Origin of the sequence: Ottowia sp., assembly GCF_047601385.1 — a bacterium.
Classification (GTDB): Bacteria; Pseudomonadota; Gammaproteobacteria; order Burkholderiales; family Burkholderiaceae_C; genus Ottowia.
Genome location: NZ_JASGJP010000001.1, coordinates 623,692 through 639,672, shown reverse-complemented (window position 1 = coordinate 639,672; position 15,981 = coordinate 623,692). Strand labels below are relative to the sequence as shown.

At 70.9% G+C, this 15,981-nt stretch carries 14 protein-coding genes; 7 read left to right on the top strand and 7 right to left on the bottom strand.

Annotation, left to right across the window (positions count from 1 at the left end; translation table 11 throughout):
- Nucleotides 1–9: 9 nt before the first annotated feature.
- The 7 genes from QM772_RS03130 to QM772_RS03100 all read right to left on the bottom strand — a co-directional run bounded on the left by QM772_RS03130 (nt 10) and on the right by QM772_RS03100 (nt 8,013).
- A complete protein-coding gene (locus QM772_RS03130) occupies nt 10–933 on the bottom strand; it encodes a pseudouridine synthase (RefSeq protein ID WP_415134004.1) in 924 nt (307 codons plus the stop codon).
- Between the two features lie 65 nt (nt 934–998).
- Nucleotides 999–1,763 carry a tRNA (guanosine(46)-N7)-methyltransferase TrmB gene (gene trmB, locus QM772_RS03125; protein WP_415134003.1) on the bottom strand — a complete coding sequence of 255 codons (765 nt, stop codon included), beginning with the start codon at nt 1,761–1,763 and terminating at the stop codon, nt 999–1,001.
- Nucleotides 1,741–2,628 (bottom strand): inositol monophosphatase family protein, encoded by an 888-nt coding sequence (locus QM772_RS03120; protein WP_415134002.1) that lies wholly within the window; start codon nt 2,626–2,628, stop codon nt 1,741–1,743. Before QM772_RS03120 ends, trmB begins: the two co-directional genes overlap by 23 nt.
- Nucleotides 2,629–2,728: 100 nt before the next feature.
- On the bottom strand, nt 2,729–4,132 hold the full coding sequence (locus tag QM772_RS03115; protein ID WP_415134001.1) for a DUF1501 domain-containing protein: 1,404 nt from the start codon (nt 4,130–4,132) through the stop codon (nt 2,729–2,731).
- Nucleotides 4,133–4,143: 11 nt separating this feature from the next.
- Nucleotides 4,144–5,874 carry a DUF1800 domain-containing protein gene (locus QM772_RS03110; protein ID WP_415134000.1) on the bottom strand — a complete coding sequence of 577 codons (1,731 nt, stop codon included), beginning with the start codon at nt 5,872–5,874 and terminating at the stop codon, nt 4,144–4,146.
- 141 nt (nt 5,875–6,015) lie between these two features.
- Nucleotides 6,016–6,966: a tRNA (adenosine(37)-N6)-dimethylallyltransferase MiaA gene (gene miaA / locus QM772_RS03105; RefSeq protein ID WP_415133999.1), complete on the bottom strand. Its 951-nt coding sequence runs from the start codon at nt 6,964–6,966 to the stop codon at nt 6,016–6,018.
- A gap of 126 nt (nt 6,967–7,092) precedes the next feature.
- Nucleotides 7,093–8,013, bottom strand: a complete 921-nt coding sequence (locus tag QM772_RS03100) for an AAA family ATPase (RefSeq protein WP_415133998.1) — start codon at nt 8,011–8,013, stop codon at nt 7,093–7,095.
- 52 nt (nt 8,014–8,065) lie between these two features.
- On the opposite strand from QM772_RS03100, the gene QM772_RS03095 reads away from it, so the two are divergent.
- From QM772_RS03095 to QM772_RS03065, 7 genes are all read left to right on the top strand, one after another.
- Complete coding sequence (locus QM772_RS03095) at nt 8,066–9,019, top strand: histone deacetylase family protein (protein ID WP_415133997.1); 954 nt, start codon at nt 8,066–8,068, stop codon at nt 9,017–9,019.
- A 69-nt stretch (nt 9,020–9,088) separates the two neighbouring features.
- Nucleotides 9,089–9,883, top strand: a complete 795-nt coding sequence (locus QM772_RS03090) for an enoyl-CoA hydratase (protein WP_415133996.1) — start codon at nt 9,089–9,091, stop codon at nt 9,881–9,883.
- The gene (locus tag QM772_RS03085; RefSeq protein ID WP_415133995.1) at nt 9,871–11,205 is read left to right on the top strand and encodes a mechanosensitive ion channel family protein; all 1,335 of its coding nucleotides are present in this window, start codon (nt 9,871–9,873) and stop codon (nt 11,203–11,205) included. Before QM772_RS03090 ends, QM772_RS03085 begins: the two co-directional genes overlap by 13 nt.
- 122 nt (nt 11,206–11,327) lie before the next feature.
- The gene (locus QM772_RS03080) at nt 11,328–12,077 is read left to right on the top strand and encodes an electron transfer flavoprotein subunit beta/FixA family protein (protein ID WP_415133994.1); all 750 of its coding nucleotides are present in this window, start codon (nt 11,328–11,330) and stop codon (nt 12,075–12,077) included.
- 14 nt (nt 12,078–12,091) lie between these two features.
- On the top strand, nt 12,092–13,024 hold the full coding sequence (locus tag QM772_RS03075; protein WP_415133993.1) for an electron transfer flavoprotein subunit alpha/FixB family protein: 933 nt from the start codon (nt 12,092–12,094) through the stop codon (nt 13,022–13,024).
- Nucleotides 13,025–13,093: 69 nt separating this feature from the next.
- Complete coding sequence (locus QM772_RS03070; protein ID WP_415133992.1) at nt 13,094–14,911, top strand: acyl-CoA dehydrogenase; 1,818 nt, start codon at nt 13,094–13,096, stop codon at nt 14,909–14,911.
- An 85-nt stretch (nt 14,912–14,996) separates the two neighbouring features.
- A complete protein-coding gene (locus QM772_RS03065; protein ID WP_415133991.1) occupies nt 14,997–15,962 on the top strand; it encodes an NAD(P)H-dependent flavin oxidoreductase in 966 nt (321 codons plus the stop codon).
- Nucleotides 15,963–15,981: the final 19 nt, after the last annotated feature.

Below are 15,981 nucleotides of genomic sequence, written 5' to 3'. Positions count from 1 at the left end.
GCGGAGGTTTTACCACCCGGCCAGGGCGGCCAGGGTGCGGGCCGATTCGAAGCGGCGCGGCTGGCCGGTGACGGGGTCGTCGAACGCCAGCGCGCGCGCCAGCAGTTGCAGCGGCCGCGCCGCGTCGTCGTCCGCGCCGGCGGGGCGCAGCACGCGCGGGTAGAAGGCGTCGCCCAGGATCGGGATGCCGAGCGCGTGCATGTGCAGGCGCAGCTGGTGGCGCTGGCCGCTGACGGGGCGCAGGCGGTACAGGGCGTGGGCGCCGAGCACGGCGGCGCGCTCGACGTGTGTCTCGCTGTTGGGCGCGCCGGGCACCTCGCGCGAGACGAAGAAGCGCTCGGGGTCGGGCGCCAGCCGGCTGCGGTGGGTGCGCGGCAGTTCGAGCGCGGGCGCGTGCGGCGCCACGGCCTCGTACAGCTTGTGCACGCGGCGCGCGCGGAACAGCGCCTGGTAGGCATCGCGCGTGTGCGGCTGCACGGCGAAGGCGACCAGGCCGGCGGTCTCGCGGTCGATGCGGTGCAGCGGGCTGAGCGCGGCCAGGCCCAGCCGGCGCCGCAGCCGCACCAGCAGGCTGCGCTGCACGAAGCGCCCGCCGGGGGTGACGGGCATGAAGTGCGGCTTGTCGGCGACCACCAGCCAGTCGTCCTGGAAGACGATGTGTTCGGCCTCGTGCGCGGGCGGCTCGCCGGCCCAGCCGCGGTAGTAGAACAGGCGTTGGCCGGGGCGGCAGGGTGCGTGGGCGGCGAGCGGATGGCCGGCTTCGTCCAGCACCGCGCCGGCGTCCAGGCGCGCCTGCCAATCGGCGCGCGTGAGGGCGGGCAGGCGGTCGGCCAGGAAGTCCAGCACCGTCGCCCAGCCGGCCGAGGGCACGGCCACGCAGCTGGCGCCCACGCCGTCGCGCGGGGGCAGGGCGGGGCGGCTGGGGCGGCTCATGGGTTATGAATCAAATCGGGCTCCAGCGCCCGTCCATCAAGCGCTGGCAGCTATCAGAAGCATAGTCAGGCGCCGATGCGCCGGAACACCAGATCCCACACGCCGTGGCCCAGGCGCAGGCCGCGGCGCTCGAACTTGGTCTCGGGCCGGTAGGCGGGGCGGGGCGCGTAGCCGTCTGCCGTGTTGGCCAGCAGGGGCTCCGCGCCGAGCACTTGCAGCATCTGCTCGGCGTAGGGCTGCCAGTCGGTGGCGCAGTGCAGATAGCCGCCGGGGGCGATGCGCTCGGCCAGCAGGCGCGCGAAGGGCGGCTGGATCAGGCGGCGCTTGTGGTGGCGCTTCTTGTGCCAGGGGTCGGGGAAGAACACGTGCACGCCGTGCAGCGTGGCGGGCGCGACCATGTGCGTCAGCACCTCCACGGCGTCGTGCTGCACGATGCGGACGTTGGCGAGGTGCTGCTCGCCCACCAGCTTGAGCAGCGCGCCGACGCCGGGCTCGTGCACCTCGCAGCCGATGAACAGCGTGTCCGGCATCAGCGCGGCGATGTGCGCGGTGGCCTGGCCCATGCCGAAGCCGATCTCCAGCACGGTTTTTGAATATTTTTGGCCGCCAGCGCCCGCCGGGCCTGCGCTGGCAGCTACCAAATCGGTAGTGGCGATGTCGTAGGGCAGGATGAAGTGCGGCCCCAGCTCCGCCAGCGCGCGGGTCTGGCCGGTGGTGGTTCGGCCGGCGCGGGTGACGAAGCTGCGGATGGCGCGCGGGTGGGCCACCTGCTCACCGATCGGCGCGCCGGACGACTCGCCCGCGGCCTCAGGCGGCGTCGTGGGACTCATCCGTCTTCTTGAGTGAAATCGGCTCGCGGCGCTCGCCGGGCGTGCGCGGGGCGCTATCGAAGCGGGAGTACTTGCGCAGCACCTGCACCAGCTGCGCGTAGACGCGCGGGTTGGCGGCCAGGCATTCGCCCTGCTCCAGCAGGTCGCCGGTCTCGCCGGTGAAGTTGCCCATCAGGCCGCCGGCCTCGGTGACCAGCAGCGAGCCGGCGGCCACGTCCCAGGGCTTGAGGCCGGTCTCGAAGAAGCCGTCGGTGAAGCCGGCGGCGACGTAGGCCAGGTCCAGCGCGGCGGCGCCGGGGCGGCGCAGGCCGGCGGTGCGCTGCATGACGTCGCCCATCATCTTCAGGTAGGTGGGGAAGTCGTCGCCCTTGCGGAAGGGAAAGCCGGTGGAGACCAGCGACTCGGGCAGGCGCGTGCGCTTGCTGACGCGGATGCGGCGCTCGTTCAGGAACGCGCCGCGCCCGCGCGTGGCGGTGAACAGGTCGTTGCGCGTGGGGTCGTAGACGACGGCCTGCTCGACGCGGCCCTTGACGGCCAGCGCGATGCTGACGCAGTAGACCGGAAAGCCGTGGATGAAGTTGGTGGTGCCGTCCAGCGGGTCGATGATCCACACGTGGTCGGCGCCGGGGTTGCCGCGCGCGCGGCCCGATTCCTCGGCGTGGATGCCGTGGCCGGGGTAGGCCGTCAGCAGGGTGTCGATGACGGCTTCTTCGCTGGCGTGGTCGACTTCGGTGACGAAGTCGTTGACCTGCTTCTGCGAGATGCGCACGGCCTCGACGTCGAGCGCGGCGCGGTTGATGATGGCGCCAGCGGCGCGCGCGGCCCGGATGGCCACGTTGAGCATGGGGTGCAGGGAGGACGACATGGATTGTGCGAAGAGCGGAAAGGCGCGGCGCGCGATGGCGGCGGGCGAGGCGCGCATTTTCCCACGACTGGCGCGGGCCTGAAGGTCGGCGCGGTGCGCCTCAGCCGAGAAAGCCCAGGCTGCGCTCGCCGAAGTTGCCGATGTTGGGCGCCACCAGCGCCATCTCGCCCTCGCTCACGCCGAACCAGCGCGCCAGCGTGGCGGCGTACTGGTCGACGGCCGTGCCGGGCAGCAGGCGGCCCTGGCCCACGTCCTCGGGCCCGCCCAGCAGCGCCTCGGGCGCCTGGCCGTAGTACGCGCCGCCGCGCACCGCGCCGCCCAGCACCAGGTGGTGGCTGCCCCAGCCGTGGTCGGAGCCGCCACCGTTGGAGGTCATCGTGCGCCCGAAGTCGGAGGCGGTGAAGGTGGTCACCTGCGCGCCCACGCCCAGCGTGTCGATGGCCTGCTGGAAGCCGGCCAGCGCCGCGCCCAGATCGGTCAGCAGGACGGGGTGGCGGGCGAGCAGGTTGTCGTGCGTGTCGAAGCCGCCCAGCGACACCAGGAACACCTGGCGCTTGAGGCCCAGCTGGCCGCGCGCGGCGATCAGGCGCGCCACCATCTTGAGCTGCTGGTTGAGCGTGCGCGCGCGGTCGCCGACCGCGTCGGGCAGCGCGGCATCGAACTGGCCCGCGCTGCCGGCCAGCGCGCCGGCCAGCGCGGCGTGCGAGTCGAGCGAGCGGCTGGTGATGCGGTTGAGTTCGTTCTCCAGCAGATGGTCGCGGCCCTGGGTGATCAGCGTGCGCAGCGCTTCGCGGCAGGCCGCGGCGCCGTACATGCCGCTGCTGCTGGCCACGCCCTGGATGGCCACGGCGCCGCCGGTGCCGATCTGGTAGGCCAGCGCCTGGTCGCCCGACAGGAACACCGCGTTGCCGGTGACCGACATGCAGGTGAACAGCGACTGCCCGCCGTTGCTCGACAGCGCCAGGTCGCCCAGCCGGCCGCCCCAGCCGCGGACCGAGCCCTCGGCGGCCGAGCTCTGCCAGACCGACTGCTGGTCGTTGTGCGAGAACAGCTTGGGCGGCAGCGGCACCGAGCGCGCCTGGTACTCCGCCAGCGTGGTCGGCTGCTGCAGCGGCCCGACGTTCAGCTGCAGCGCCAGCCGGCCGTTGTCGAACAGGGGCTTGAGCGGCGCGAGCTGCGGCGCCAGCGCGTACTGGCGCCCGGCGGGCAGGCCGCTGCCGGCGAGGGCCGTGGCGCCCAGCGAGGCCCGCGAGAGCGCCAGCGCGTCGCGCACCCTGGCGTATTCGGCGTAGCCGGCGTCGTCATAGGGGATCAGGGTGTTGCCGTTGTCGTTGCCGCCGTAGAGGAAGACGCAGACCAGCGCCTTGTAGCCGTCGGCGCTGAACGCCGCCGCCTCGCCGATGGCGGCCAGGTTCAGGGCCCAGGGCGCGGCGGTGCCCGCGATGCCCAGGTGGCCCAGGCGGCGCAGGAAGGCGCGGCGGGAGGAAGCGTCGAGAGAGGTCATGGCGGCGCCTTTCACTGCTGCACCAGGTATTCGGGGCAGGCCATCGTCAGCATGATGGCCGACCACACGCGCTGCTTGCGCGCCCAGTCGCTGGTCGGGTTGATGGTGTCGATGGCGCTGCGGATGGTCGCCACCGTGGCGGCCGACAGCCGCCCGGCCGCCAGCAGCAGGTTGACCCGGTCGACCAGCGCGGCCGAGTCGGCCACCAGCGCCATCTCGCGCGTGTAGCTCTCGACCCAGATCTTGCTGGTGCTGCTGCCCCAGGCGCCCCAGGCGATGGTGTTCTGCATGAAGTTCAGGTAGCCGGCCACCGAGTTCTCGTTGGTGATCTGGAATTCAGGCGCCGGCTGCTTGCGCTCGGCCAGCGCGGTGCCCGGCGGGATGTAGCCGGGGCGGAAGAAGTTGAACACCGAGGGGCTGCGCAGCGGGCTCTGGCCGAGCGAGGTGGACGGGTCGGACAGGTTCCACAGGATCCATTCGCCGTCGCTGGAGGTGGCGCCGAAGGTGCGCGCCCACTGGACGAAGCGGATCATGGGCTCGCGCAGCTTGCCCCAGGCCGGGCCGTTCTGCGCCGGGTCCTGGCGCGCCTCGGGGTCGAGCAGCACGGCCTTGGTGACGGCGCGCAGATCGCCGCGCACACCGGCGCCGTTGTCGTTGAAGGCGGCGGCCACCCGGCCCACGTAGGCGGCGCTGGGGTGGCTGGAGACCAGCCGCTGGATGAGCTGGCGCCCGATGAAGGGGCCGACGTTGGCGTGGTTGAACAGGATGTCCAGCGCCCGCTGCAGCCGCGCCGCGCCGTCCCCGGCGGGGATGCTCTGGCCGAGCACGGTGACGGCGTCGCCCGCGTGCAGGGTGGGGTCGAGCTTCATGGGCCGGCGCAACGGCGCCGGGTTGGTCTCCTGCTCGCGGCTGGCGGCATCCAGCGTGTAGCCGGTGAAGACGCAGGCCAGGCTGCTCACGTCGTCGGGGCCGTAGGTCTCGCGCGCCGTGCCGCCGCGCAGCGTGCCATCGGCGTTGAGTTCGTGCAGGCCGATGGTGAACAGCTGCATCACCTCGCGGGCGTAGTTCTCGTCCGGCACGCGGCCGGCGGCGTTGGCCTTCTTGTTGCCCAGCGTGTTCAGGTAGGCGCCCATGGCCGGGTTCAGGGTGACGGCCTCCAGCAGCTCGCGGTAGTTGCCGAAGGCGTGGTGGTTGAGCAGGTCCCAGTAGGCCGCCATGGCGAACGAGGGCCAGTAGCCGTCGATGCCGCTGGTGGAAGCGACCATGATCTCCGACCAGGCCAGCGCCACGCGCTTGCGCACCGCGTCCTTGGCGGCGATCAGCTGGTTCCACATCATGTGGTCGGCGTAGCCGCTGTTGAAGCGGATGCTGACCTGCTGGTAGCCGTGCGCGACGAGCCAGTCCCAGCCGCTGGTGTGGCTGGACGCGCTCATCTGCTCGTCCAGCCAGCGCGTGTAGCCCTGGGACTGCACGGCGGCGATCTCGGCCTCGCTGGAGGAAAACTGGGCCTGCTGCAGGAAGCGGGCGGCCTGCGCGGGGGTGATGTTGCCGGCGGTCGGGTCGGGTGCCGTGTCGCTGCCCGCGCCCGAGGTGCCGGACGTGGCGCCATCGCCGCTGCCGCCGCCACAGGCGGCCAAGGCGGCGGTGGACAGCAGTGCGCCTGCGGCCAGCGGGCCGCGCGGCGCGGGGGCGGCTTCCTCCACCAGGGCAGGTGGGGGGACGTCGAGTTCAAGTGTTTCCATACGCTCCTCCGGCCGGGGGGCGCCCGGCCGCTCCTCGTGGTTGTATCTTGGCCAGGGCGGATTTAACTCGTTTTTGGAGGCGCTTCGGCGCGCGCGATGGAAAGCACGGGTTGCAAAGTGTTCGCGTGTGTGCGCTGGCGCTCAGGACCGGATGGCGGACAGGAGCGCGCCCAGCGCCTGTTCCGGCGCGCCGGGGGCATCCGCCGCCAGCGCCTGGCGCCCCGGCATGCCGCGCAGCCAGGTGAGCTGGCGCTTGGCCAGCTGGCGCGTGGCGGCGATGCCGCGCGCGCGCAGCTCAGGCAGGGGCCAGCCGGCGTCCAGCGCCTGCCACGCCTGCCGGTAGCCGACGCAGCGCATCGAGGGCAGATCCGGCGACAGGTCGCCGCGCGCGCGCAGCGCGGCCACCTCGTCCAGCAGGCCGCCGGCCAGCATGGCGTCGAAGCGCCGGGCGATGCGCTCGTGCAGCCAGGCGCGGTCCAGGGGTTCCAAGGAAAAAAGGGCTCCAGCGCCCGTCTGGAAAGCGCCGGCAGCTCTTTTTTTTGTAGTGTGGAAGTGCGACATCGGCTGTCCCGTGGTCTGCCACACCTCCAGCGCGCGCTGGATGCGCTGGCTGTCGCCGGGCGGCAGGCGGGCGGCGGTGGCCGGGTCCACGCGCGCCAGCTCGGCGTGCAGGGCCGGCCAGCCGAGCTGGCGCGCGCGCTCGTCGAGCTGGCGGCGCACGGCGGGGTCGGCGGGGGGCAATTCGTCCAGGCCCTCCCGCAGCGCCTTGAAATACAGCATGGTGCCGCCCACCAGCACCGGGTGGCGGCCACGGCGCTGGATCTCGCCGATGAGCCGCGTGGCGTCGCGCGCGAAGTCGGCCGCGCTGTAGGCTTCGCGCGGGTCGCGGATGTCGATCAGGTGGTGCGGCACGGCGGCGCGCTCGGCGGGCGTGGGCTTGGCGGTGCCCACGTCCATGCCACGGTAGACCAGGGCGGAATCGACGCTGACGATCTCGACCGGCAGGTGCGCGGCCAGGGCCAGCGCCAGGGCGCTCTTGCCGCTGGCGGTGGGGCCGGCGATGCAGATGGGCGTATGCGGTCTGGGGGTCATGCCGCTACAGGCCGGGGTGCGCGCCCGGCCTCCGCCGCAGGATCGGGCAAGGGCGGAAAACCATGAAAAAAAGCAGCTGCCGCCGCTTTGCTGTCAAGCGCTACAGGCATGTCGGGTACGAAAAACTCAAGCCAGCGGCACCACATCGATCATCGCCCGCACCTGCTCCACCGCCCCCCGCCCGGCATCGCCGACCGGGATCATCCGATGCGCCACGCACTGCGGCAGGATGGCCTGCACGTCGTCCGGCGCCACGTAGTCCCGCCCGCTGACCAAGGCAGCAGCCCGCGCCGCCCGCACCAGCGCGATGCCCGCGCGCGGCGACAGCCCCTGCAGGAACCAGCGGCCCGAGCGCGTCGCCGCGATCAGGTCCTGCACGTAGTCCAGCAGCGGCGGCGCCACGTGCACCTGGCCCACGGCCTGCTGCAACGCCGCCAGGTCGGTGGCGTTCAGCACGGCGGGCAGCGTCGCCACCAGGTCGCGCCGGCCGTGGCCGGCCAGCAACTCGCGCTCGGCGGCGCGCTCGGGGTAGCCCAGGCTGATGCGCATCAGGAAGCGGTCGAGCTGCGACTCCGGCAGCGCGTAGGTGCCCAGCTGGTCGTGCGGGTTCTGCGTGGCGATGACGAAGAACGGCCAGGGCAGCGGGCGCGTGGCGCCTTCCACCGTGACCTGCTTTTCCTCCATCGCCTCCAGCAGCGCGCTCTGCGTCTTGGGGCTGGCGCGGTTGATCTCGTCGGCCAGCAGCACCTGCGCGAACACCGGGCCGGGGTGGAAGACGAACTTCTCCTGCCCGCGGTCGTACACCGACACGCCCGAGAGGTCGCTCGGCATCAGGTCGGCGGTGAACTGCACGCGCGAGAACTGCAAGCCGAAGGTGCGCGCCAATGCGTGCGCCAGCGTGGTCTTGCCCACGCCGGGCACGTCCTCGATCAGCAGGTGGCCGCCGGCCAGCAGGCAGGTCACGCCGTCGCGTACCTGTTCGGGTTTGCCCGCCATCACCGTGTTAAGCTGGTTCAGGACGGCATTGATGGTCTTGGTTACTTCCATGCGAGGAAGGTAACGGATATTCAATGCCGTATCGCCGTAAGAGGAGACTGTCGTGGGTAGAACCGGGTATTTCACACACCCCGATTGCCGCAAGCATGACATGGGTGCGGGGCACCCTGAATGCCCACAGCGGCTGGACGCCATCGAAGACCGGCTGCTGATCACCGGCGTGGGCGACGCGCTGGACCGCCGCGAGGCCACCCCTGCCGCCATGGGCGAGCTGCTGCTGGCGCACGGCCGCCGCCACGTGGCCGCGCTGCGCGGCCTGAGCGACATCCTGACCGAGGAAATCCAGGCCGGCGGCCCCGACCACTACGCGCTGGACCCGGACACCTCGATGAACCAGGCCACCTACCGCGCCGCGCTGCTGTCGGCCGGCGCCGCCATCGACGCGGTGGACGCGGTGCTGGCCGGCGAGCTGGAAAACGCCTTCTGCTGCACCCGCCCGCCCGGCCACCACGCCACGCGCAACCAGGCGATGGGCTTCTGCTTCTTCAGCAACGTCGCCATCGCCGCCAAGTACGCCTGCGAGCGCCACGGCCTGGAGCGCGTGGCCATCGTCGATTTCGACGTGCACCACGGCAACGGCACCGAGGACATCGTGGCCGGCGACGAGCGCATCCTGATGGTGGGCTTCTACCAGCACCCGTTCTACCCCGAGGGCGGGGCCAAGAAGCACGACGCCAACCTGGTCAACTGCCCGGTGCCCGCCTACACCAAGGGCATGGACATCCGCGAGCTGGTCGAGATGATGTGGATGCCCCGCCTGGAGGCGCACCGGCCCGAGCTGATCCTGATCAGCGCCGGCTTCGACGCCCACCGCGAGGACGACATGGGCCAGCTCGGCCTGGTCGAGTCCGACTACGCCTGGATCACCCAGCGCATCAAGCACATCGCCGAGCGCTATGCCAAGGGCCGCATCGTGAGCTGCCTGGAGGGCGGCTACAACCTGAACGCGCTGGCGCGCAGCGTGGAGGCGCACGTGCGGGTGCTGGCGGACTTGTAGTTTTTATAAGTCAAATTGGCCTCCAGCGCCCGCCAGTCAAGCGCTGGCAGCTATCAATAGAGTAGTACCATGACCGACGCCGCACCCCCCGAGCCCCTTGTCCTGCACCGGCGCGACGCGCGCGGCGTGCACGTGCTGACGCTGAACCAGCCGCGCGCCTTCAACGTGCTGAGCGAGGCGGTGCTGGGCGAATTGCAGCGGCAGATCGACGCCGTGGCCGCCGACCAGGGCGCGCGCGTGCTCATCGTTGCCGCCGAGGGCAGGGCCTTCTGCGCCGGCCACGACCTCAAGCAGATGAAGGCCAATCCGCGCCTCGACTACTACCAGGGCCTGTTCGCGCAGTGCAGCCGCATGATGCTGTCGCTGCTGCGCCTGCCGGTGCCCGTCATCGCCCGCGTGCAGGGCCTGGCCACGGCGGCGGGCTGCCAGCTGGTGGCGCAGTGCGACCTGGCGGTGGCGGCCGAGGGCGCGCGCTTCGGCGTCAACGGCATCGACGTCGGCCTGTTCTGCGCTACGCCCAGCGTGCCGCTGGTGCGCAACGTTCTGCCCAAGCAGGCGATGGAGATGCTGCTGACGGGCGGTTTCATCACGGCCGAGGAGGCGCGCGCGCGCGGCCTGGTCAACCGCGTGGTGCCGGCGGCCGAGCTGGACCGGGCGGTGGAAGAGCTGGTGGCCGCCATCCTGGCCAAGCCGCGCGAGGCCATCGCCAGCGGCAAGGACGTGTTCTACCGCCAGCGCGAGCTGGGCATCGAGGCGGCCTACCAGCTGGCCGGCCAGGCGATGGCCTGCAACATGATGCTGGACTTGGCCCAGGAGGGCGTGCAAGCCTTCATCGACAAGCGGGAGCCGGCGTGGCGGCGGTGAAGGGCGCCGAACCGGCGGTGCTCTACATCGACGATTGGCAGGCCTGGTGGGACGCCATCACCGAGCAGGGCGTGCTGGTCGAGCTGCTGGCGCTGGCGCTGTGCGGCCTGCTGGCCTGGGGCATCACGCACGCGCTGCGCCGCGCGCGCGCCGGCGCGCAGGCCGACCCCGCGCCCGAGGCCAATCATCGCCCGAGCGTGCTGCTGGGCGAGCGCGGCCTGCAAGGCATCCTGTTCCCGCTGCTGTGGCTGCTGCTGGCCAGCGTCGCGCGCTTCGTCATCCTGCACTGGCAGCCGGCGCCGGTGATGCGCGTGGCGCTGCCGGTGCTGGTGGCGCTGGTGGCCATCCGCGGCGGCGTCACCGTGCTGCGCGCGGCCTTCCCGAACCTGGCCATCGTGCGCGTGCTGGAGCGCACCATCTCCTGGGCGGCCTGGGCCGCGATGGTGCTGTGGGTCGGCGGCGTGCTGCCGCTGGTGCTGGAGTTCCTGGACGGCATCACCTGGAAGATGGGCAGCACCCAGGTGTCGGTGCGCACGCTGATCGAGGGCGCGCTCACCGCCGGCGCGCTGATGCTGCTGGCGCTGTGGGTGTCCTCGCTGATCGAGGCGCGGCTGCTGAAGTCGGCCTCCGGTGCGGTGCTGTCGGTGCGCAAGGTGATCGCCAATGCGGTGCGCGCGTTCATGGTCTTCATCGGCCTGCTGCTGGGGCTGTCGGCGGTGGGGATCGACCTGACGGCGCTGTCGGTGCTGAGCGGCGCCGTCGGCGTCGGCATCGGGCTGGGCCTGCAGAAGCTGGCCGCCAACTACGTCAGCGGCTTCATGGTGCTGGCCGAGCGCAGCGTGCGCATCGGCGACCCGGTGCGCGTGGCCGGCTTCGAGGGCCGCATCACCGACATCCGCGCGCGCTACACGGTGATCCGCTCCGGCGCCGGGGTGGACGCCATCGTGCCCAACGAGACGCTGATGACCAGCACGGTGGAGAACCTCGCCTCGACCGATGCGCGCATCCAGCAGTCCACCACCGTTTCCGTCGGCTACGGCAGCGACGTCGAGCTGGTGCAGCGCCTGCTGCTGGAGGCCGCGCTGGAGGGCGAGCGCGTGCTGCGCGATCCGGCGCCGACGGCGCTGCTCGCCAACTTCGGCGCCGATGGGCTGGAGTTCACCCTGAGTTTCTGGGTGGCCGATGCGCGGCTCGGCGCGGGCGGGCCGCGCTCGCAGGTCAACCTGGCCGTCCTGCGCAGACTGCGGGCGCACGGCATCGACATCCCGTACCCGCAGCGCGTGGTGCACGCCGCGGCCGCCCAGGCGCCGCCGGACGGCTGAGCGGCTGCCTATAATGAAAAGAACGATCGTTCTTTTCTGCGGCGCCGATTCCGGCCCCTAGAATGCGTCGGCACGTGGCGCCCGCGCCCGCATCGAATCACAACCCCCTGGAGACCCAGCCCATGAAAGCCCTAGTCGCGGTCAAGCGCGTGGTGGACTACAACGTGAAGGTCCGAGTGAAATCGGACGGCACGGGAGTGGACATCGCGAACGTGAAGATGAGCATGAACCCGTTCGACGAGATCGCCGTCGAGGAGGCCGTGCGCCTGAAGGAGAAAGGCGTCGTCAGCGAAGTCGTTGCCGTTTCCTGCGGCGTGGCGCAGAGCCAGGAGACCCTGCGCACCGCCATGGCCATCGGCGCCGACCGCGGCATCCTGGTGGAAACCACGGAAGAGCTGCAGCCCCTGGCCGTCGCCAAGCTGCTCAAGGCCCTGGTGGACAAGGAGCAGCCCGGCCTGGTGATCGTAGGCAAGCAGGCCATCGACGACGACGCCAACCAGACCGGCCAGATGCTGGCGGCTCTCGCCGATCTGCCCCAGGCCACCTTCGCCAGCAAAGTGGAAATCGAAGGCGGCAAAGCCAAAGTCACCCGTGAGATCGACGGCGGCCTGGAAACCCTGTCCATCAGCCTGCCCGCCGTGGTCACCACCGACCTGCGCCTGAACGAGCCGCGCTACGTCACGCTGCCCAACATCATGAAGGCCAAGAAAAAGCCTTTGGAGACCGTCAAGCCCGAAGACCTCGGCGTCGACGTCAAGCCCCGCCTGAAGACCCTCAAGGTGTCCGAGCCGCCCAAGCGCGGCGCCGGCGTCAAGGTGCCCGACATCGCCACCCTGGTCGACAAGCTCAAGAACGAAGCCAAAGTGATCTGAGGAGCCAGAGAGAAATGACCGCACTCGTCATCGCCGAACACGACAACGCCAGCATCAAGGGCGCCACCCTCAACACCGTCACCGCGGCTGCTGCCTGCGGCGGCGACGTGCACGTGCTGGTGGCCGGCCAGAACGCCGGCCCCGCCGCCCAGGCCGCCGCCCAGATCGCCGGCGTCGCCAAGGTGATCCACGCCGACGGCGAAGCCTTCGCCCACGGCCTGGCCGAGAACGTGGCCGCCCAGGTGCTGGCCGTGGCCGGCAACTACAGCCACATCCTGTTCCCCGCCACCGCCGGCGGCAAGAACGTCGCCCCGCGCGTGGCCGCCAAGCTGGACGTGGCGCAGATCAGCGACATCACCAAGGTGGTGGGCGCCGACACCTTCGAGCGGCCCATCTACGCCGGCAACGCCATCGCCACCGTGCAGAGCGGCGATGCCACCAAGGTCATCACCGTGCGCACCACCGGCTTCGACGCCGCGGCGGCCACCGGCGGATCGGCCGCAGTGGAAACCACGGCCCCCACGGCCGACAGCGGCAAGAGCAGCTTCGTGGGCAGCGAGATCGCCAAGAACGACCGGCCCGAACTGACGGCGGCCAAGATCATCGTCTCCGGTGGGCGAGCGCTGGGCAGCAAGGAGAAGTTCGACGAAGTGATGACCCCGCTGGCCGACAAGCTGGGCGCGGCCATCGGGGCCAGCCGGGCGGCGGTGGACGCGGGCTACGCGGCCAACGACCTGCAGGTGGGGCAGACGGGCAAGATCGTGGCGCCGCAGCTGTACATCGCGGCGGGCATCTCGGGGGCGATTCAGCACTTGGCGGGGATGAAGGACTCCAAGGTGATCGTGGCGATCAACAAGGATCCGGAGGCGCCGATTTTCAGCGTGGCCGACTACGGCCTCGAAGCGGATCTGTTCACGGCCGTGCCGGAACTCGTCAAGGCGCTGTAAGCCGGGCCGCGCCACACCCACGGGGCATCGCGCGCGGTGCCCCGTTTTCATTGGATACCAGGAGATGCCATGAGTTACCGAGCCCCCGTCAAGGACATGCTGTTCAACATCGAGCACCTCGCGCGCATCGACGCGATCGCGCGCCTGCCCGGCTTCGAGGACGCCGGCCTGGAGACGGCGCAGGCCGTGCTGGAGGAGTGCGCCCGCTTCAACGAAGGCGTGGTGGCGCCGCTCAACTTCGAGGCCGACAAGGCGCCGTCCAGCCATTCGGGCACCTCGGTGACCACCAGCGCGGGGTTCAAGGAAGCCTACGAGCAATACGCCGAGGGCGGCTGGCAGGGCTTGCAGCACCCGGCGGATTTCGGCGGCCAGGGCCTGCCCAAGACCATCGGCTCGGCCTGCGGCGAAATCCTCAACGCCGCCAACCTCAGCTTCGCGCTGTGCCCGCTGCTGACCGACGGCGCCATCGAGGCGCTGCTCACCGCCGCCAGCGACGAGTTGAAGGCGACCTACCTGGAGAAGCTGATCTCCGGCCAGTGGACCGGCACCATGAACCTGACCGAGCCGCAGGCCGGCAGCGACCTGGCCGCGGTGCGCACGCGCGCCGAGCCGCAGCCGGACGGCACCTACAAAGTCTTCGGCACCAAGATCTTCATCACCTACGGCGAGCACGACATGGCGGACAACATCGTCCACCTGGTGCTGGCGCGCGTGCAGGGTGCGCCCGAGGGCGTGAAGGGCATCAGCCTGTTCGTGGTGCCCAAGTTCCTGGTCGAGCAGGGCGGCGCGCTGGGCGAGCGCAACGACGTGTACTGCGTCAGCATCGAGCACAAGATGGGCATCAAGGCCAGCCCCACGGCGGTGCTGCAATACGGCGATGGCACGGCGGCGATGTGCAAGAACGGCGCCGGACCCGGCGCCGTGGGCTACCTGGTCGGCGAGGAAAACCGCGGCCTCGAATACATGTTCATCATGATGAACGCCGCCCGCTACGCCGTGGGCGTGCAAGGCATCGCCATCGCCGACCGGGCCTACCAGAAGGCCGTGGAATACGCCCGCGACCGCGTGCAGAGCCGCCCGGTGGACGGCAGCGTGAGGGGCCCGGCCACCATCATCCACCACCCCGACGTGCGCCGCATGCTGATGACCATGCGCGCGTTGACCGAGGGCTGCCGCGCCATGGCCAGCGCCGCGGCCGCTGCCTACGACGCCGCGCACCACCACCCCGACGCCGAGGTGCGGCGCCAGAACCAGACCTTCTACGAATTCATGGTGCCGCTGGTCAAGGGCTACAGCACCGAGATGAGCCTGGAGGTCACCAGCCTGGGCGTGCAGGTGCACGGCGGCATGGGCTTCATCGAGGAGACCGGCGCCGCGCAGTACTACCGCGACGCCAAGATCCTGACCATCTACGAAGGCACCACCGCCATCCAGGCCAACGACCTGGTGGGGCGCAAGACGGCGCGCGACGGCGGCCAGACGGCCAAGGCTATCGCGGCGCAGATCGAAGCCACCGAGAAAGAGCTGGCCGCCGCAAGCGCCGATGCGCAGGTGGTCGCCCGGCAACTCGGCGCGGCGCGCCAGGCCTTCGTCGACGCGGTGGACTTCATCGCCGCGCAGGCCAAGGCCGATCCCAATGCCGCCTACGCCGGCAGCGTGCCCTACCTGCTGCTGGCCGGCAACCTGGTGGCCGGCTGGCAGATGGGCCGCGCGCTGCTGGCGGCCGAGCGGCAGCTCGCCGCCGGCCAGGACGCGGACTTCATGCGGGCCAAGATCGCCACCGCGCGCTTCTACGCCGAGCACATCCTCGCGCGCGCGCCGGGCGTGCGCGACGCCATCGTGCACGGCGCCGGCAGCGTCACGGCGCTGCCGCTGGAGTCGTTCTGAGAGAACTACGTTTTTGATAGCTGCCGGCGCTTGGCTGAAGGGCGCTGGAGGCCGATTTCATTCAAATCCTTCAACAAGGTTCGCCATGTCCCGACTGCCCCCCGTTCTCCAGCGACTGAAGTTCCCCGTCATCGGCTCGCCGCTGTTCATCATCAGCAACCCCAAGCTGGTGATCGCGCAGTGCACGGCGGGCGTGGTCGGCTCCATGCCGGCGCTCAACGCCCGCCCGGCCGAGCAGCTCGACGAATGGCTGGCCGAGATCACCGAAGGGCTGGCCGCGTGGGACAAGGCGCACCCTGACAACCCCGCCGCCCCGTTCGCCATCAACCAGATCGTGCACAGGAGCAACGACCGGCTGGAGCACGACATGGCGCTCTGCGCCAAGTACAAGGTGCCCATCGTCATCACCAGCCTGGGCGCGCGCGAGGACGTGAACCAGGCCGTGCACGGCTGGGGCGGCGTGGTGCTGCACGACGTCATCAACAACGTGTTCGCGCACAAGGCCATCGAGAAGGGCGCCGACGGCCTGATCCCGGTGGCCGCCGGCGCTGGCGGCCACGCCAGCGTGAAGAGCCCGTTCGCCATGGTGCAGGAGATCCGCGCGTGGTTCGACGGCCCGGTGGCGCTGTCGGGCGCCATCGCCTCGGGCGGCGCCATCCTGGCCGCGCAGGCCATGGGAGCCGACTTCGCCTACATCGGCTCGGCCTTCATCGCCACCGAGGAGGCGAGGGCGGTGGAGGGCTACAAGCAGATGATCGTGGACTGCGATTCCGACGACATCGTCTACAGCAACTTCTACACCGGCATCCACGGCAACTACCTGAAGGGCAGCATCCGCAACGCCGGCATGGACCCGGACAACCTGCCCGAGAGCGACCCGAGCAGGATGAACTTCGGCACCGGCCAGGGCGCCAACAATGCCAAGGCCTGGAAGGACATCTGGGGCTGCGGCCAGGGCATCGGCGCCATCAAGGCGGTCGAACCGGCGGCGGTGCTGATCGCGCGGCTCCAGCGCGAATACCGGGCGGCGCGGGAGCAGCTGGCGCTATAGCCGATCGGCGCGAATCGCA